At 71.1% G+C, this 18,276-nt stretch carries 14 protein-coding genes; 7 read left to right on the top strand and 7 right to left on the bottom strand.

Going from position 1 to position 18,276, the window contains the following annotated elements:
* Window positions 1-420: 420 nt before the first annotated feature.
* The 3 genes from ACIP9H_RS18825 to ACIP9H_RS18815 all read right to left on the bottom strand — a co-directional run bounded on the left by ACIP9H_RS18825 (window position 421) and on the right by ACIP9H_RS18815 (window position 3,322).
* The gene (locus ACIP9H_RS18825; protein ID WP_401586995.1) at window positions 421-2,073 is read right to left on the bottom strand and encodes an FAD-dependent oxidoreductase; all 1,653 of its coding nucleotides are present in this window, start codon (window positions 2,071-2,073) and stop codon (window positions 421-423) included.
* The gene (locus ACIP9H_RS18820; protein ID WP_401587329.1) at window positions 2,070-2,630 is read right to left on the bottom strand and encodes a DUF5987 family protein; all 561 of its coding nucleotides are present in this window, start codon (window positions 2,628-2,630) and stop codon (window positions 2,070-2,072) included. The genes ACIP9H_RS18825 and ACIP9H_RS18820 overlap by 4 nt, the downstream gene beginning before the upstream one ends.
* Before the next feature lie 113 nt (window positions 2,631-2,743).
* On the bottom strand, window positions 2,744-3,322 hold the full coding sequence (locus ACIP9H_RS18815; protein WP_401586992.1) for a hypothetical protein: 579 nt from the start codon (window positions 3,320-3,322) through the stop codon (window positions 2,744-2,746).
* 207 nt (window positions 3,323-3,529) lie between these two features.
* Here ACIP9H_RS18815 and ACIP9H_RS18810 point away from each other — a divergent pair, with 207 nt between their 5' ends.
* The 4 genes from ACIP9H_RS18810 (at window position 3,530) to ACIP9H_RS18795 (ending at window position 6,148) form a co-directional block, all read left to right on the top strand.
* Window positions 3,530-4,222 (top strand): FadR/GntR family transcriptional regulator, encoded by a 693-nt coding sequence (locus tag ACIP9H_RS18810; RefSeq protein WP_401586989.1) that lies wholly within the window; start codon window positions 3,530-3,532, stop codon window positions 4,220-4,222.
* 58 nt (window positions 4,223-4,280) lie between these two features.
* Window positions 4,281-5,168: a DUF3626 domain-containing protein gene (locus ACIP9H_RS18805; protein WP_401586987.1), complete on the top strand. Its 888-nt coding sequence runs from the start codon at window positions 4,281-4,283 to the stop codon at window positions 5,166-5,168.
* A 119-nt stretch (window positions 5,169-5,287) separates the two neighbouring features.
* Window positions 5,288-5,758 (top strand): VOC family protein, encoded by a 471-nt coding sequence (locus tag ACIP9H_RS18800; RefSeq protein WP_401586985.1) that lies wholly within the window; start codon window positions 5,288-5,290, stop codon window positions 5,756-5,758.
* A 195-nt stretch (window positions 5,759-5,953) separates the two neighbouring features.
* Window positions 5,954-6,148, top strand: a complete 195-nt coding sequence (locus ACIP9H_RS18795; RefSeq protein ID WP_401586983.1) for a DUF4236 domain-containing protein — start codon at window positions 5,954-5,956, stop codon at window positions 6,146-6,148.
* A 5-nt stretch (window positions 6,149-6,153) separates the two neighbouring features.
* On the opposite strand, the gene ACIP9H_RS18790 is transcribed toward ACIP9H_RS18795, so the two are convergent.
* Window positions 6,154-6,756: a GNAT family N-acetyltransferase gene (locus ACIP9H_RS18790; protein WP_401586981.1), complete on the bottom strand. Its 603-nt coding sequence runs from the start codon at window positions 6,754-6,756 to the stop codon at window positions 6,154-6,156.
* Window positions 6,757-6,908: 152 nt separating this feature from the next.
* On the opposite strand from ACIP9H_RS18790, the gene ACIP9H_RS18785 reads away from it, so the two are divergent.
* Together ACIP9H_RS18785 and ACIP9H_RS18780 are read left to right on the top strand one after the other, a co-directional pair.
* Window positions 6,909-7,652, top strand: coding sequence for an HAD family hydrolase (locus ACIP9H_RS18785; RefSeq protein ID WP_401586978.1), 744 nt, complete (start codon window positions 6,909-6,911; stop codon window positions 7,650-7,652).
* Complete coding sequence (locus tag ACIP9H_RS18780) at window positions 7,649-9,991, top strand: glycoside hydrolase family 65 protein (protein ID WP_401586975.1); 2,343 nt, start codon at window positions 7,649-7,651, stop codon at window positions 9,989-9,991. The genes ACIP9H_RS18785 and ACIP9H_RS18780 overlap by 4 nt, the downstream gene beginning before the upstream one ends.
* 15 nt (window positions 9,992-10,006) lie before the next feature.
* Here the strand turns inward: ACIP9H_RS18780 and map are convergent, their stop codons facing one another.
* Complete coding sequence (gene map, locus ACIP9H_RS18775) at window positions 10,007-10,774, bottom strand: type I methionyl aminopeptidase (RefSeq protein ID WP_401586972.1); 768 nt, start codon at window positions 10,772-10,774, stop codon at window positions 10,007-10,009.
* Between the two features lie 66 nt (window positions 10,775-10,840).
* Between map and ACIP9H_RS18770 the strand changes: the two genes are divergently transcribed.
* On the top strand, window positions 10,841-11,125 hold the full coding sequence (locus tag ACIP9H_RS18770; RefSeq protein ID WP_401586970.1) for a helix-turn-helix domain-containing protein: 285 nt from the start codon (window positions 10,841-10,843) through the stop codon (window positions 11,123-11,125).
* Window positions 11,126-11,523: 398 nt separating this feature from the next.
* Here ACIP9H_RS18770 and ACIP9H_RS18765 read toward each other — a convergent pair whose 3' ends face one another.
* Both ACIP9H_RS18765 and ACIP9H_RS18760 read right to left on the bottom strand, forming a co-directional pair.
* Window positions 11,524-12,081: a hypothetical protein gene (locus tag ACIP9H_RS18765; protein ID WP_401586968.1), complete on the bottom strand. Its 558-nt coding sequence runs from the start codon at window positions 12,079-12,081 to the stop codon at window positions 11,524-11,526.
* Window positions 12,082-18,207, bottom strand: coding sequence for an RHS repeat-associated core domain-containing protein (locus tag ACIP9H_RS18760; RefSeq protein WP_401586965.1), 6,126 nt, complete (start codon window positions 18,205-18,207; stop codon window positions 12,082-12,084).
* Window positions 18,208-18,276 lie beyond the last annotated feature (69 nt).

The raw sequence follows: 18,276 nt of genomic DNA, 5'->3' as shown, positions 1-18,276 counted from the left end.
ACTCGCCGGACAGGCCCATCCCGGCCGCGCACGGCCCGGCCCACTGGCTCCCACGGCGGCACCGCGCCCAGCCGGGCGAATTGCTCGGAGTGCGGTCCCGCACAACGGGCCACAGCCGCCGGACGGACGCCTTCTGGCAGGCCGGCACGGCACGAGCGGCCAACTCCCCCGCCCCGAGGGTGACCGCATCGCCCGGGGCAACCCGGCAGACGAATCACCCGGGGCACATCGGGCCGCGATCGCCCGACCGGCACATCCCGTACGGCGGAGCCCCCCGTCATGTGCGCACGACCCGGACGGCCGACTCCCCCGCCCCGACGGCGACAGCAACGGCACCGCACACCCGCCCTCACATGCGCGGCCCGACACGGCGGCCCACGACCGTCCGAAAGGCACGTCCCGCCACCGCGGAACCGCCCGTCATCCGCGCGCGGCACGGGCCGCCAACTCCCGTGCCGCGACGGCCACCGCACCCCCCTGGGCCCGCCCCGTCAGCGGGTCGCTCGGGGTGTAGTCCAGCGCGACGCCCGCCTGGGCGCAGCGGGCCGCGATCGCCGGGCAGGCGCGTTCGGCGAGGGCGGCGATGGTGAGCGAGGGGTTGACGGTCAGGGAGGTCGGCACGGCGGAGCCGTCGGTGACGAAAATGCCGGGATGGGAACGGAGTTCGTGCAGGTCGTCGAGGGCGGACAGGGCGGCCGAGTCGCCGGTGCGGCACGACGCGAGGGGGTGCGCGGTCACCGTCCCCGTGACGTGCTCGTCCCAGGGGCGTACGGTCGCCAGCCCGTCCTTCTCGAGCACGGACCGCAGATGGGCGTCGGCCGCGTCCCAGCCGCGGCGCGTGCCCGCGCCGGGGGCGAAGCGCATGGTGCCCAGCCCGATCCCGTTGGCCAGTCGCGTGAAGCTGCCGGTGAGGGGCGGGGCGCCGAAGCGGCCCTCGGTCTCGTCCTCCGTCATCGCGAGCACGGTCAGCCAGGAGCGCCACCGCGCCCGCATCCGCTTCTTGTCCACGCCGGACCACAGCCCCGCGGCGGTCTGCGCGAGGGTGTTGGTGACGGTGGGGAAGTAGATCTGCTGGAGGGTGAAGCGGGTGAACTCAGGGGCGGCGGCGTCCAGTCGGTCGTAGGAGGCGGAGGTGATCGGCATGCCGATGGGCAGACCCTCGTACGCCACGGTGGAGCTGCGTGCCAGTCCGAGCAGCGAGCGGACCTTGCCCTCGTCGAGTTCCGCGACGCTGACACGGTCGCCGTTGCCGGAGAACCAGCCGCCGACGGCGGCCGGGACACCGCCGAGCAACGGTGCCGAGCGCTGGAGCAGGACCGGGGTGCCCACGGCGCCCGCGGCCAGTACCAGGGTCCTGGCGTGGATGGTGCCCACCCCGGTGGGGCACGTGTAGTCGTCGGCGTCGAGCGTCGTCCAGTCGACCGCGTAGCGGTAGCCGGGCTCGGTCGACGGCCGTACGAGCTGGACCTCGTGCAGCGGCCTGATCTCCGCGCCGTGCGCCTCGGCGGCGGGCAGGTAGTTGAGCAGCATGGAGCGTTTGGCGCCGAACCGGCAGCCGGACAGCATCCAGTTGCAGTCGGTGCAGCGCGCGCGGTCGACGGCGACCGGCACCGGGTTGCAGGTGTGCCCTGCGCGGTCGCACGCGGCGGCCAGGACTCCGCCCGCATAGGACACGTCGGGCCAGTCCAGCCGGGTCACCGGCAGGGCCTGCTCCACCTGGTCGTACCAGGGGTCGAGGGTGGCCCGGGTGATCGTCGCGGGCCACAGCCGGCGCCCTGCGGGGTCGCGTCGTCCGAAGACGAAGGACGGCGCGCGCAGTGACGCGGCGAAGTACACGACGCTGCCGCCGCCCACGCAGTTGCCGGCCACGACCGAGATGCCGTCGCCCTTGATGACGTCCACGATCCGCGGGTAGGCCCCGAGGTTGAGGTCGTGGGTGAAGTCCTCGGTGGCCAGGCGGGGTCCGCGTTCCAGCACGGTGACCCGGGCACCGGCGGCGGCCAGGTGGTAGGCGGGGATGGCGCCGCCGAAGCCGCTGCCGACGACGAGGACATCGGTGGTCTGCGGGCTCATGCGGGGCTCCCGGAGCGCGTGGTGGCGGGGTGGGGCGCGGCCAGGGCCCTGCCGTACGAGTGGTCGGGGAAGCGCCACAGGCCGTCCGGGCCGGGCGGCGGGAAGCCGATCCACGTCAGCCCGGGGTGGCCGTCGGCCAGGGCCTGCGCGGTGTGCAGGTGGGCGGCGGTGTCGAAGGCGAGCCCGACGAGGAAGGACAGCAACTGCCAGACCGGCCGGTCGGGGTCGTCGGACTGGAACAGCCCCGCGACCACGGCGGTGCGGTGCGGGAAGGCCAGTCCGACGAAGGGCGGCCGGTCCAGGGGCAGCAGGATCAGATGGGTGACGGCGTACGAGGTGGCCCGGGCGTCCAGCAGTGTGGCGATGCCCGGCAGCAGCGGGGCCAGGGGGAGTTCGGGCGCCGTCAGCAGCGTGACGGCGCCCGCCTGGACGGCACCGGGGCCCGCCGCGGCACCCGCGACGGCCCGGTCGGAGGGACCGCGCCGCTCGCCGGGCACCAAGGTATCGGCGAAGGCCTCCAGTGTGGAGACCGGCCAGGAGCCGTATGCCGATGTCACGGCCGTGGCCGCGGCGGCCGCCGTTGCCGCCCCGGTGCCCAGGACCGGCAGGGCGGCGACGGCGGCGGCGAGTCCGCGCAGCAGGGCGCGGCGGTCGATGCCCGCGTCCACCGCTACCGCGCCGGGCAGAACAGGCTGTAGGGCAGCGATATGGCCAGGCCGGTCTCGCCGGCCTCGTCGCCGTAGGCCGCGAGGACGTCCGCGACCTCGGGCAGCCGGGGCCGCAGTGCGGTCACGACGTCGCCGATGCCGACGCTGACGCCGTCGACGCGGAAGTCCGTCAGCCGCATCGCGGCGCGCCGCGCACGCTTGTCGAACCAGTAGCGGCCGTTCCACGTCACGTACGGGACGGCGCCGGTCGTCGCCTGCACGCTCCAGTGGTCGCGCTGGTAGTAGCGGCAGACGGGCAGCGCGAGGGCGAAGCGCGAGGGTTCGGCGAGCAGGAAGCGGATGGCGCCGCCGTTGTCGAGGGTGATGTCGCGCTTGGAGTACTCGACGCACACCGGGTCGGTGAGCCACAGCCAGGGGTCGGGCGTCTCGCCCTCGCCGTAGGAGTGCCAGGCGCACGCATCGGTGAACCCGGGCTCGGTGTACGGCTCCGTGGCCGCGGCGGGGCCGGCGGCGACGGTGAGGGCGACGAGGGCGGCGGCGACCGCCGTCAGCAGGCGGGCGGGGCGGGGGAACGGGGACACGGGCACACTCCGGTGGTCAGTGGGGACGGGCCGGGGGCACCACCGAAGAATGCTCCTGACGTGACGTCAGGGCAAGAGGTTGTACAGAGACTCATTGAATCAGTGGCTCAGCCACTGTCCCTGTATGTTGACGCGCCGCCCCCGGGACGGCTGGGCTGGGACCGCACACCCGCACACGCGGTACGCCTGCTCGAGAGGACGGCCCCGGTGGACCCACTGACCCGCGAGACCCTCGTCGACGTCCTGGAGCGCCGCCTCCAGGACGACATCCTGGGCGGGGTGCACCCCGCAGGCGCCCTCCTGCCGCCCGAGCAGCGCCTCGCCGAGGGCTACGGCGTCACCCGCACCACCGTGAAGCACGCCTTCGGGCGGCTCACCCAGGCCGGGCTGCTGGAGACGCGGCACGGCGTCGGCACCCGCGTGCGCGACTACCTCCGCCTGGGCGGCGCCGACCTGCTGCCGATGCTCGTCCGCCACAACCCCGGCTGGCTGGCCGACATCTTCGAGGTCCGCGCCGGCGTCGGGGCGCTCATCGCCGAGCGCGCCTCCGTCGCCGCGACGGCGGTCCAACGCGTCCGGCTGCGCGAGCTGTTGGACGCGGTCGCTGACGCCCCCGGCCCGGACGCGGCGCAACTCGCCGACGCCGAGGTGCACCGGGCGCTGGCCCACGCCACGGGCAACCGCGTCTACGTCCTGCTCACCAATACCCTCTTCGCGGCCTACCTCCCCCTGCGGGCGCGGCTCGTCGCACCCTTCCGCGACCCCGCCGAGGCCGCAGCCCGCCTCGAACCCCTGGTCGCCGCCGTGGAGTCGGGGGACGCCGCGGCCGCGCGGACGGCGGCGCGGACGTATCTGGACGAGACCCGCCGGATCATGCTGGCGGCGCTCGACCCTGCCTGACCGGCCGCCGCGGAAAACCCCGGTGCGGCGCGATCCGGCGCCCGGGCAGACTGGCTCGATGAACGCCCGTGCCGCCGCCCGCACACCGCAGGAGCACGCCCTGCGCCACGTCGCCGCGCGCTCCTCGGGCGGCCCGCTCGACCCGCGCCTCCCCGTCACCTTGAACTTCCACCCCGACCGGGACGCGGGCGGCGTGCCGACACTGGCGAGGATCGCCCAGGACGGCGTCTACCGCTCGCAGTTCGTGACGGGCACCAGCAACGGGGGCCTGACCGCCCACCCCGGCGGCGACCGCTGGCGCTGGGAGAGCCGCATCTTCGGCGGCGCCTACGACCGGGCCGCCGCCCACGAGCGCCCGGTGTACGGGGCACTGAACCACCGGCGCGACCCCGTCGGCGGCGCGCCGCGCTTCGGCTCCTGCCATTTCCGGCTCGCCCCGCCGACCCTGGCCCGGACCACGTTCTGTTATCCGGACAGCTCCACCGAACCGGAACTGTTCGCGGTGGCGGCCCGCTTCTCCCTGCTGGAACCGGCGGCGGCCGACGGCCTCGACACCCTGGACGGCCACATCGAGGCCCAGGTGCACGGTCCGGTCGTGCTCGACGGCGACGTGGAGGCGCTGGTGCTGGACCCCTCCTTCCGCGGCACCGACGTCGAGACCGCCGCCCGGCGCCTGCCCTGCCGCGTCGAGTGGCACGGCGGTTTCCGGCTGACCGCGGAGCACCTGCTGCGCCATGCGGACTACCGCGGCCGGGAATACACGGACCTGGGCGCGGCCCTGTCCTCCGGCGGGATGCTGGTTCCGCGGACGATCGGGGACGCCGCCCGCTCCGGCCGCCACGACCCGCAGGCGCTCAAGCGGCTCTGGCACGTGCTCGCGCGCTTCGGGGCCCCGGAGGGTGCCGGCGGCGAGGCCGCCGCGTGCGCGTCCTGCCGGGCGGCGTGAGCACGCGGCGCCCCGCGCGGGGAGCGACCCGGCGCCCGGCCGGATAGCGTGGACAGGGCACCGGCCGCGGCTCCGCGACCGGCCGCCGTTCCGTACGGGCCGATGAGACGGGAACCCCGATGACGCCTTCGTCGCCGCACACGGGCACCCCCGCGTCCTCCGGTGGCCAGGACCCCGCGGACGGGAGGCCGCGGCTGTCGGCGCTCGTGATCTACGTACGCGACCTGGACCAGTCGGCCGCGTTCTACGGCGACCTGCTGCGGATGGTGATCGCGACCCGGGACACCACGGCCCTGCTGCTGACGGACGCCGGGGGCTCGATGGTGGTGCTGCGGGCGATGCCGCGCGGCGAGCACTCGCTCGGCGGTGTCGGTGTCCAGGCGACGGTGTGGACCGCGCGGGACGCCGAGGACCTGGGCCGGTGCGAGCGCCTGCTCAGGGAGCGCGACGCGCATGTGGAGACCACCTCGGTCGACGGGCGCACCGTGGTGGAGGGACGCGACCCGAACGGCCTCACGGTGCTGGTCGCGTATCCGCGGCTCGAACCCGTCGTCGCCCAGTTGATCATGAACCGCGCCTACGGGTGGTGACGGTCCCGGTCCGGCCGCGGCACCACGCCCCGGCGGGACGCCGCCGGCGCACGCGCGGCGGGACCCGCCGCGGCCTCCCCACCGGCGGCGCAACGGAAGTGATCTGACGGGTCGTCGGTCATGAAAGTGCCTCCGGGGGGCAGGCGGTCACCAGACGACAACGTCACCGTCCGTACTGCCGTGAGGAGAGCTCGCATGCCCTTGAACTTCCGGAAGTCCTTCCGGATCCTTCCCGGCGTCCGCCTCAACATCAACAAGAAGTCGCTGTCGATCACGACCGGCGGTCCGCACGCGCACCACACCGTGAACACGCACGGGGACCGCACCGAGTCCATGGACCTGCCGGGCCCGTTCTCCTGGCGGCGCACCACGCGCCGCAAGCGGCGGTGACCGCGCTACTCCAGAATCCACCCGGACATCCACCGCTCCTTCACCGCGGGCCACTCGGCGGCCACGAGGGAGTAGTAGACGGTGTCGCGCCATGTGCCGTCGACGCGCCGGCAGTGGCGGCGCAGCACTCCCTCGCGGATGCCGCCGATCCTGGTGACGGCGTCCTGCGTGGGCCGGTCGAGGCCGTCCAGCCGCCACTGCACGCGCCCGAAGCCGAGGTCCTCGAAGGCGTAGTAGACCAGCATGAAGTGGGTCTCCAGGTGCACGGGGGTGTCCCAGAGCGCGGGGTCGAGCCAGCTCCAGCCGATGTCGACGCGCTCGTCGGCGGGCGCGATGCCCACGTAGGCGGCCCAGCCCGAGGGGCGGTCGGTCGAGCGGGGCACCACGGAGAAGGCGACCGCCTCGCCGGCCGCCGCCTGGGCGAGCCGCTGGTCGACCACGGCGCCCATCTCGGCGTTCGAGCGCGGCGGGGTGGTCGACAGCCAGCGCCACACCTCCTCGTCGCCCCGGGCCGCCTGGTACAGGTCGGGGACGTGGCTGCGCGACAGCGGTACCAGCCGTGCGTACCGGCCGTCGATGGTGACGGAAGCAGGGAAGCGTACTGCCATGCCCGAACGCTAAACCGAACGGGCCCGCGGCGGCACCCGGTCGCCGATTCCGGCGCGTCCTACCGCCGGTACGGCCGACCGGCGCTCCCGCGTCCGGCTGGTAGAGGGCCCCGGCAGGCATGCCGGGGTGTCCGGGCGGGGAGGCGGGTTGCATGACGAAGACCGGTCTCCCGGAGGGCATCCGGGCCTGCCTTTTCGATCTCGACGGTGTGCTGACGAAGACCGCGCTGGTCCACGCCGCCGCCTGGAAAGAGACGTTCGACGACTTCCTGCGCCGCCGCGACGGCGCGGACTTCCGCCCCTTCGACAAGGTGGCCGACTACGACGAGTACGTCGACGGCCGCCCGCGCGCCGACGGCGTGCGCACCTTCCTCGCCTCCCGCGGCATCGAGCTGCCCGAGGGCACGCCCGACGACCCGCCCGACCGCGACACGGTGAACGGGGTCGGCAACCGCAAGAACGTCATCCTCCTGGAGAAGATCCGCACCGACGGCGTGGAGGCCTACGAGGGCTCGGTCCGCTATGTGCACGCCGTGCGCGCGGCGGGGCTGCGTACCGCCGTGGTCTCCTCCAGCGCCAACTGCCGCGACGTGCTGGTCGCGGTCGGTATCGAGGACCTGTTCGACGTCCGGATCGACGGGATCGTGGCCGCCGAGCGCAAGCTGCCCGGCAAGCCGCGCCCCGACACCTTCCTGGAGGCGGCGCGCGACCTCGGTGTCGAGGCGGCCGCCGCGGTCGTCTACGAGGACGCGCTCGCCGGGATGGACGCGGGCCGCGCCGGGCGGTTCGGGTACGTGGTGGGGGTGGACCGGGTCGGCCAGGCGGACGCGCTGCGCGAGCACGGGGCCGACATCGTGGTGCAGGACCTCGCGGAGCTGCTGGAGGACCACGCGTGATCACCCATTCCGCGTTCTCGGTCGAGCCGTGGACGCTGCGCGAGACCGGGCTCGACTTCGACGTGCTGGCGCAGAGCGAGTCCGTCTTCGCGCTGTCCAACGGCCATGTCGGCTGGCGCGGCAACCTCGACGAGGGCGAGCCGCACGGACTGCCCGGCTCCTACCTCAACGGCGTGCACGAACGCCATCCGCTGCCGTACGCCGAGGCCGGCTACGGCTACCCGGAGGCCGGGCAGACGGTCATCAACGTCACCAACGGCAAGCTCATCCGGCTGCTGGTCAACGACGAGCCCTTCGACGTCCGCTACGGGCGGCTGCGCTCCCACGAGCGCGAGCTCGATCTGCGCACCGGACTGCTGAAACGTACCTGCGAGTGGACCTCACCGGCCGGCTGCACCGTGCGCGTCCGCTCCACCCGCATGGTCTCCCTGACCCAGCGGGCCATCGCCGCGGTGCTGTACGAGGTGGAGGCCGTCGAGTCCACGGTCCGGCTGGTCGTCCAGTCCGAGCTGGTCGCCAACGAGCAGCTGCCCCAGGTCTCCGGCGACCCGCGCGTCTCCGCCGTGCTGGAGTCACCTCTGGTGCCCGAGGAGAACGTGGCGGTCAACACCCGGCTGCGGCTGGTGCACCGCACCGCCGTGACCGGGCTGCGGGTCGCAGCCGCCGCGGACCACAGGGTGGAGGGGCCGGAGTCCACGGAGAGCTTCAGCGAGAGCAACGAGGAGACCAGCCGGCTCACCATCACCTGCGACCTGTCCCCCGGCGAGACGCTGCGCATGGAGAAGATCGTCTCCTACGGCTGGTCCGGGGTGCGCTCGCTCCCCGCGGTCCGGGACCAGGTGGAGGCCGCGCTCGCCGGCGCCCGCTCCACCGGCTGGCAGGGCCTGGTGGACGAACAGCGCGCGTACCTGGACTCGTTCTGGTCCCGCGCCGACGTCGAGATCGACGGCGACGCCGAGATCCAGCAGGCCGTGCGCTTTGCCCTCTTCCACGTCCTGCAGGCCGGCGCCCGCGCCGAGCAGCGCGCGATCCCGTCCAAGGGCCTGACCGGGTCGGGGTACGACGGCCACTCGTTCTGGGACACCGAGAGCTTCGTGCTGCCGCTGCTCACCTACACCTCCCCCAACGCCGTCGCCGAGGCGCTGCAATGGCGGCAGGCGACCCTGCCCGCCGCCCGGGAGCGGGCCGCGCAACTCGGTCTGAAGGGCGCCGCGTTCCCCTGGCGGACCATCGACGGCTCCGAGGGGTCGAGCTACTGGCCCGCCGGCACCGCGGCCTTCCACATCAACGCGGACATCGCCGACGCGGTGGTGCGCTATGTCGCCGTCACCGGCGACGAGGTCTTCGAGCGCGAGACCGGTGTGGAACTGCTCGTCGAAACGGCCCGGTTGTGGCTCTCGCTCGGCCACCACGACCACCACGGCCGCTTCCACATCGACGGGGTCACCGGCCCGGACGAGTACAGCGCGATCGCCGACGACAACACGTACACCAACCTCATGGCCCAGTCGAACCTGCGCCACGCCGCCGACGCGGTCGAGCGCCACACGGAACAGGGCGCGGCCCTGGGCGTCGACGACGAGGAGACCGCCGCCTGGCGGGACGCCGCCGAGGCCATGACCGTGCCCTACGAGAGCTCCCTGGGCGTCCACGAGCAGTCGTCCGGCTTCACCCGGCACCAGGTGTGGGACTTCTCCTCGACCCGCCCCGACCAGTACCCGCTGATGCTGCACTTCCCGTACTTCGACCTGTACCGCAAGCAGGTCATCAAGCAGGCGGACCTGGTGCTGGCGATGTTCGTGCGGGGCGACTGCTTCGACGACCGGCAGAAGGCGCGCAACTTCGCCTACTACGAACCGCTCACCGTCCGGGACTCCTCGCTGTCGGCGTGCGTGCAGGCGATCATCGCGGCCGAGGTGGGCCATCTGCGCCTGGCGTACGACTACCTCGGCGAGGCCGCGCTGATGGACCTCAAGGACCTGGAGAACAACACGCGCGACGGGCTGCACATCGCCTCGCTCGCCGGCACGTGGATGGCCCTGGTCGCGGGGTTCGGCGGGATGAGGCGGCACGCGAGCGGGGTCCGCTTCGCCCCGCGGCTGCCGGAGAAGGTGCGCCGGCTGGCCTTCACGGTGCAGGTGCTGGGGCGGCGGCTGCGCGTCGCGATCACCGACTCGGTGGCCACGTACACGCTGCTGGAGGGCGACCCGCTGGAGATCCGGCACTTCGACGAGTCGCTGACGGTGTCCAGTACCGCTCCGGAGAGCCGCCCCGTACCGGCGGTGACCGCGCGCCCCGAGCCGGAGCAGCCGCCGGGCCGCCGGCCGGCGAGGCGCTGAGACCGGCAAGGCGGTTCAGAGCGCGGTGAGGATGCGGGGGCCCTCCTCGGTGATGGCGACGGTGTGCTCGATGTGGGCGGCCCGGCTGCCGTCGTCGGTGCGCAGGGTCCAGCCGTCGGGGGCGGCGTGGTAGCCGTCGTGACCGCCGGCCATCAGCATCGGCTCGATGGCCAGGGTCAGGCCGTGGCGCAGGGGGAAGCCACGGCCCGGCCGCCCGTGGTTGGGCAGGTGGGGGTCCTCGTGCATGCGGCGGCCGATGCCGTGGCCGCCGAAGTCCTGGGGCATGCCGCACCGGGCGCCGCGGACCACGCGGCTGATGGCGTGCGAGATGTCGCCGATGCGGTTGCCCACGGTGGCCGCGGCGATCCCGGCGTCCAGCGCGCGCTGCGTGGCGTCGATCAGCTCGGCGTCGCCGGGGCGCGGGGTGCCGACGGTGAAGCTGATCGCCGCGTCCCCGGTCCAGCCGTCGAGTTCCGCGCCGCAGTCGATGCTGACCAGGTCGCCGTCGCGCAGGCGGTAGCCGTCCGGGATGCCGTGCACGATGGCGTCGTTCACGGATGCGCAGATCACCGCGGGGAACGGTGTCGGCGCGAACGACGGGCGGTACCCGAGGAACGGGGACCGGGCGCCCGCCTCGTCGAGGACGGCCCGCGCCGCCTCGTCCAGCTCGCGCAGCGACACCCCGACGCGGGCCGCCTCGCGTACGGCGGCCAGCGCATGGGCCACCACGCGGCCGGCCTCCCGCATGGCCTCCAGGGCCGCATCGGTCTTGATCTCCACCATGTGCCGTGTCCTCTTCTCGGGGGGTCGACGTGACCCAATACTTATACCGGTATTAGTATCACGGTCATGGTGAGAACGCCCCTGACCCCATGGGAACGCGAACGCGGCGAGCGCTTCGGCGCGCTGCTGCGGGAGGCCCGCGGCGACCGCAGCATGGTGGACGTCGCCGCGGCGGCGGGGGTCTCCGCGGAGACCCTGCGCAAGATCGAGACCGGCCGCGCCCCGACCCCGGCCTTCTTCACGGTCGCGGCCCTGGCCGCGGCCCTCGGCATCTCCCTGGACGTCCTGGTCGCCGCGTGCGCGGCCACCGACCCGGGCGCGGGGGATTCGGGGGCGGCGCTGTCGGCCTGAGGGGCTCCGCGGAGGCGGGGCAGAGGCGGATTGCGGGGGCGAGGGCACGTGTCCGCCACGGTACTGCTGGGATTACCCAGCACCTCGATGAGCGCCGGGCGGGGACACCCCCCCCGAAGGACGACCGTCGGGGCCAGGGACTCAGAACCGCCCTACTCCCGCCGCCTCGTCGACATCGGCAACGACAGGATTTCCACTTCGTCACCGCGGGGCGAGCACCGACTGATGTCGGCCGACACCTGACGGCGCACGCCGTCGTCACACGAACGGCAAATCCGCATTGCGCCGCCATGTACGCGAGGCAGAGATCCCCCCGGAACGCCACCCGCAACGCCAAGGGCCCCACCGGTGGCATTACCGGTGGAGCCCCTTGACGTCGGACGATCAGGGAAGATCGGTCAGGGCGACGCCACAGACCCACTTCGAAGGTCGACGCGTACGTCCGGCCGATCCATCTGCGAGATCAACGCGCTCTCACCCTCCCAGCGCACATCCGTGACGACATCGAGACTCACCCGCCAATCAATGTCGCCATTACCGCACACAGCGAGCAGTCCGGCTTCGGCGAGAACGAGCAGCCTGTCCAGTCGAGAAATGAACCTGAGGCTGTCGAATCTTGACTCGAGGTCGATCTCACGATCAACGGTCATGCCAGGCATGATTCGATAGAGGTGCGAGTTGCAGCCAATCCAACGCGCCCCACCCCACTCATCACCGAAGATCGTGGGGGACTCAAATTCTGAATCCATTTGAATCCCCACAGCCGATCCCCGGCCCCCCCGCCCGCCACCATCCGCCGACGAGAAAACATACACGGGACCTGAGCCGGATCCGTATTCATTCGCAATGTCCAGATCGGCGGACAATCCGGCACGCGCCTCACCGGAACTCGACCAGACCGAACATTCCATTGAGTCGCTACCGAACGAGATCGCGAACATCGGCACGATCACCACCTACTTTCGGTACCTCGAATTAGATCCGTACAGCTGCCCGGTGATCAATCGATTTCCTTCCCACACCGTCTCTGTCTTGAGCATTCCATCGGGCCCCTTAAGGAAGCCTTCTCGCACTACGCGCCCATTCTCCTGAATCCGCACCAGAGAGTTGGGGTCACTGAAGACCTCCTCAAGATGCTCAGTGAACAGCGCACGCCCTCTGACATTGTCCGCGATCCCGATCCGGTTCAACTGGCTGGCCATGTCGCCACTGCGCTGGATGTTGTGGGCATTCCCTGTGGCGTTCCCGAAGAAGTATTCCAGCTTAGTACCGATTTCGGGACCACATTTTGCACCGCTGCACATGACCCCGCCGACCTTGCTCATCGCGCGGAGGAAGCGGGCGGCACCGACCTCGACGCCGCCGGCGTCGACGGTCGACATGGCCAGGCCCAGGGTGTCGCACTTGTCCTGGTTGTGATTGAACGTGCACTGATACCAGGGCTCGATCATCGTCATGTCGCCGAAGGCGGACGCGACGGTCTTCAGGAGTTGCGTGTCGGAGTCGATCTCCGCCTGGGTTTCACAGACCGTGTACCGGTTGAGCCCCATCGGGTCACCGAAGCACTTCTTCGGCTTGAAGAAGTAGTCGTAGAGCTTCTTCGCTTCCTTCTTCTTCTTGTTCTCGAAGTACTCGTGAGTGCGCCTGTTGGCCTCGTCGACCTTCTTCTTGTTGGCCTTCACACAGGCCGCGTCGCAACTGTTGTCGTGGTGCCCGCACAGTTCCGGCTCGGCGTCGCACTTGGTGCGGCCGGTGGGGTCGCTGAAGGTGACCGGGTTGTTCTCCGTGTAGGCGTAACCGTTCATCTGCTGCGGGTCACCCGTGTCCATGACGGGGTCGACGCTGAGGAAGCGGCCGGTGGCCTGATCGTATTCACGGGCGCCGAGGTGGGTGAGCCCGGTGGTGGGGTCGTCGGTGCCGCCGACGAAGCCCTTCTCGCCCGGCCAGCCGGCCGGGGCGTCGCCGCGGGCACCGCCGAAGGGCGTGGCACGGCGTTGCTGCATGGTCAGGTCGGTGGCGTTGACGGCGAGTTCGGAGGTGCCGTGGTGGTCGCCGAGGAGGAAGGAGAGCTTGCCGTCATCGGTGCGGATGGCCTGGTTGCCGCCGCCGAGGTCGTAGTAGCGGGTCGCCTTCGCGACCGAGGCGCCCTTGGTAAGGGTGAGTTCGGTGGAGCCGAGGTAGAGGGTCGTCTCGTTGTCGGTGCGGCGGATCAGGCGGTTGCCGTCGGCGTCGTAGACGTACGAGGTGGTCTTGGTGCCTTCGGTGACCTTGGCCAGGCGGCCTTCGGCGTCCCAGTCCAGGGTCTGCTGGTCGCCGCCGATGGTGCGGGTATGGGTGTTGCCGACGGTGTCGTAGGAGTACGAATCGATGGCGCTGCCGGTGGGGCCGTCCGTGGTGACCTGGGTCAGGCCGTGCGGCCGGGGGGCCTTGGCGGGCGGGTAGTCGTAGGTGCGCGTGACGTCCTGCGCTGCGTTGCCCGCCGGGTCGTGCTGCGTTTCGGTGCGTCGGTTGCCCGTGGCGTCATAGGCGTAGGACTGCCAGTACGGAGCCGGGCCGCCGAGCAGCGAACCGGCCGACGACGAACAACCGCCGCTGCCCTGGGCCCAGGCCTCGGTGAGACGGCCCAGGTGGTCGTAGCGGAAGCACTGGTTGTCGGTGCCGTCGCGCGAGACGTCGGAGATGGAGGTGATGTCGCCGGCCTGGTCGTACCCGTAGGTGGCGTACTTGTCGACCCCGGGCACACCCTCACGGTCCACCCGTGAGGTGTCCACACGCTGGGTGCCCCACTGGTAGGTGTTGGTGACCTGGGTCTTCTTGCCGCCGCTCTGGTACGTGAACTGCAGCGGCTTGCCGGTCAGGCTGTAAGCGGTGTCCGTGAGGTAGGTGACGCCTCCGGTGCCGGTGAGCTTGATCGGCCGCAGCACGTCGTCGTAGGTCGGGGTCAGTACATCGGAGGCGAGGGAACCGGCCGCCGGGTAACTGGACGACTGGACGGTACCGTCAGGGTTGTACTTCGTGTTGACCTGGTAGGCGCCGGCCAGCGCGCCCTCCGACGCCGGGATCGTGGTGGTGACACGGTTCGGCCGGTACAGCGTGTCGTACACGTTGTAGGTCGTGGTGAACGCCTGCCCGGACGCGCCGCCGATGTAGCGGGTGGCCGCGGCGAGCTGGCCCTCGGCACCGGACGGGTCCCAGACGTGCTTGGTCAGCAGCGGACCGCTCACCGTGCCGTCATGGGTCTCCAGCTCACGGCCCAGCCCGTCGTAGACATAGCTGATGGTCTGCTTCGGGCTGCGCGAATCCGTGCTGGAGGTCAGCAGGTTGCGGTCGTCGTAGGCGTAATCGGTATGGCCCTTGTCCGGGTCGTCATCCGTGACCTTGTTGCCGCGCTGGTCGTAGCCGTACTTCCACTGGTTGCCGACCGTGTCGGTGACGCCGGTCAGGTGCCCGGCCGGGTCGTATCCGTAGTGCGTGGTGACCGGCGTACCGGTCGCGGTGGCGGCGTCGTACTGCATCAGGTCCGTGGTGCGGCCGCGTGCGTCGGTGACCGTCGTGGACGGGGTGCCCCCGTCAGGCGGGGTCACCGTCGTGCGGTCACCGCCGTACACCGTGCTGGTGGTCGCCAGCACCGTGCCACCGTCGCTGTTGCCCGCCACCTGCTGGGATTTCACCACGCGGCCCATGCCGTCGTAGGTGTTCCACGTCTGGGACTCCACAGCCAGCGCGTCATCGAGCTTCAGCAGCTCGGTGGAGGGCGCGGCCGTGTTGTAGTACGGGGCGAAGGCCTTCGCTGTCAGGCCACGTTCGTCGTAGAAGGTGTCGCTGACCAGCCGACCGCCGTTCGGGCCGGGGGCCTGGGCCTGGCGAGGCCGCAGGAAGCCGTCGTACAGGGTGTACGAGGTGCGCTGGCCGCCGTCGTTCTTCACTGTCTTGGAGGCCACGGCCACCGGCTTGCCGTCGGTGATCGTGTACGCGAACTCGTAGTTCGGGGTCTCGTTGTTGGCCTGTGAACGGTTGGGCAGCCACACCTTGAGATTGCGGCCCAGCGCGTCGTACGTGGTGTCGGTACGCTTGTTGTTGGTGTCCAGCACCGTGATCGCCAGACCGCGCGCCGTGTCGTAGGTCGTCGTCGCGGACTGAGCGGTCGCCGCGTTGCCAGGGGTGGCCGGTGGGCCGGTGACGGTCATCGTGGTCGGGAAGCCGGTCGTCGGCGCGTAGACCGTGGTCGTCGTGCGACCGTCGGACCGGTTGGTGCGCGACGGGGTGCCGGTGTCGGTGGCGGTGACCGTTCCGGTGATGTCCGTGCTGGTGAGCATGCGGCCGTACGTCGGGTCGTAACTGGCCCCGGCCTCCAGGTAGGTGGCCGTGGTTCCGTTGTGCGACGTCAGGTTCGCGACGTGGGTGGGGTCGCCCTTGGCCGGAGCGGCGTTGTAGGCCAACCCGTCGTAGGCGGTGCGGACGTCGGAGATGACATCCTTCTTGCGGTCCGGAGTCGCGTCGCACTTCACCGCGACCGTCTCCACCCGGGACGGCTTGGTCAGGATCCAGGCCGTGGTGTTGTCCACGTAGGTCGTTCGGGTGCACCGGTCGTCCGCGGCCGTGCTCGTGTCACCGAAGTCATCGCTGAGGGTGACCCGGCCGGCCGTGTTCTCATGCGTGCTGGTCTGGTAGGTCTGGCGCCAGTCGGTGCCCACGCCGTCGTCGAGCGATGTCCAGGTCCGCTCCGAGGCAGTGCCGGTCAGGTTGGCCGTCGTGGTGCCCCAGGAACGTATGCGCGTGGCGGTGGTGTAGTGCCACGGCGTGCTGACGGTCTTGTTCAGCACCCGGCCGCTCGGCCCGCTGTAGTCCTCGGTCTTGTACTCGAACCCGGCCGCGGAGTCGTGGTCGGTGATCGTGCCGCCGCTGTCGTCGGACACCGTCACGGACTTGGTGCCGTCATCGATGGAGGTGCCCTTGCGGTCGCCGTCCATGCCACGCAGGAACCAGTGGTCGGTCTGCGACTTCATCGCGTCCTGGCCGCCGGTCAGCTCCCGCACGTGGCCATAGCCGCGCCACTGCGACCAGGTCTTGTACTTCTCCTTGGTCAGCCCGTCGTCGTCGGCAAAGTGCCACGCTCCGCCGTCGAGGTACTGGTAGCGGGTGACCATGTCCGGCGAGGAGTTGGTCCGGTCGGTCTCGGTCACCGAGTCGACCACGTATTTGTTGAACCACTGCATCGACGGATCCGCATCACCGGACTTGGTGAAGTACACGGGGTAGCAGCGGGTGGTGTTCGTCTGCGGCGTCGGCAGGTGGTCCGCATCGCATTCGGCCGCCGAATAGTTCACATCGATCTGCCCGCCCGCCTCGTCCGCGACGGTCGACAGGCGCTCCTTGATGAACGGCGCGGTGTCGTCACCGGGGATGTCCAGGCGGTTGGCGGCCTGGCTGTAGCCGAACGTGACCTTCGGAAGGGTGATCGCCGGCGTCGCGGACTTGCCGGTGTGCTGGACCGAGTCCAGCAGCAACTGGTAGTCGATGTCCGCCATGCCCCAGCGCTGCCCCAGCGTCCAGGTGTCGATGGGCGTGTAGGTGCCGTCGGACTTCAGCACCTGCGTCGTGACACCCGTCAGCCGCTTGCGGGTCCAGAAGCTCGGGGAGGCGGACTTGGTGCAGTCCTCACCGGACTTGCAGTTCAGATCCCACGGCGTGTCGTACCAGTAGAACTTCTTGTCCTCGATCGTCGAGGCGTCGCAGGTGACACCGGTCTCCGGCAGACACCGCTCGGCGTTGGCGAACGTCACCTGCCCCAGCGCCTTCGCCGAGTACACGGAGTTGCTGCGCAGCCCGTAATCGATGTGATCGACGTAGCCGCCACGGTCGTAGACCGTCTCGTCCGCGGCCTTCAGGTTCCGGGCGTAGTAGTTGGATTCCTTCTTGTAGTAGTACGCGATCGCGTTGCCGTGCACGTCGACCGCGTAGTCCAGGTTCCAGCGGTACGCCTGCTGGCACCAGGAATCCGCGAAGGCGGACTGGTGGCAGGGCTCGCCCGCGTCGTCGCCGAAGACCGGGGCCGTCCACGTGGAATCGGTGGTGGCCTTGCCCGACGCCCAGCCCGGCAGGCGGTTGTAACCGAAGAAGTACTGGGTGCCGTCGGTCGTGGTCACCTTCCAGTACTCGTCGTTGCGCGCACCATTGCCCCGCACGTCACTGGTCGAGCCGTACACGCGCTGCACCTTGGTGCCGTCGTCGCCCTTGACGCGGAAGGTGTCGGTACCGTCCGGGATCAGCTCACCCGCGTGACCGTCGAAGGAGATCGTGGCGTTGTCGTACGCCCAGCACATGTCGCCCGGCTTGTTGCCGTCCGCGTTCTTCACATCGTCGTCGGCGCAGGGCTTGTAGCTCCGGTCGATGGAACCCGGCCACAGGCTGAAGCCGTCACCGACCCATGAGGACTGGTTGTTGGACGAGGACGTACGGCCGTCAATCGCCCCGGAGGAGTACGACAGGCCCACCTTCGGGGCGAACTTGCCCGGCACACCCGGCACCGGCATGTCATAGGACCAGGAGAAGCTGCCCGAGTTGAGACTCGTCGACCACGTCGCCGACGCGGACAGCGAACTGGCCGTGTAGTCGCCGTGGTCGCTCGACGTGCCGCCCGCGGCGGCCGTCGTCGCCGCGAACAGCGCAGGGCCCGTGGCGGAAAGAGTCGTGGTGGCGGACAGCTTGCCGCCGTCGTTGCGTGTCGCGACCGGCTGACCCGCACGGCACTGCGCGAGTTCCGGCGTCGTCGCCGCGCACGCCGGCAGCCGCACCAGCTTCAGGCGCGCCGCGTACGCACCGCCGTAGCTCTGCGCGAACGCGGACGTGTCCACGTCCACACCCACCCGGCCGGCCGTCGCGCCCGGCTCACGACCGACCGAGAACAGCAGGCCGTCCACGCCGGCCTTCCGCGTGGCGGCGGCGTCCAGCACCCGCACCGTCGCCCGCCCGTCGACCACCCCGGACGACTTGCCGGCCACAAGCGTTGCGGGCGTCGTCAGCGACACCGGCAGCGAACCCGCCCGCCGCGTCACCGCCTTCGCACCCGCATGCAGCGTCACCGTCGCCGACCCGGCCTTCGGCAGCGCATGCCGCGGCGCACCCGCGGGCATCCTGCGCTGACCGTCCGT

Source organism: Streptomyces sp. NPDC088732 (assembly GCF_044751205.1).
Classification (GTDB): Bacteria; Actinomycetota; Actinomycetes; order Streptomycetales; family Streptomycetaceae; genus Actinacidiphila.
The sequence above is the reverse complement of the archived record's forward strand: the minus strand, read 5'-3'. Positions and strand labels throughout refer to the sequence as shown.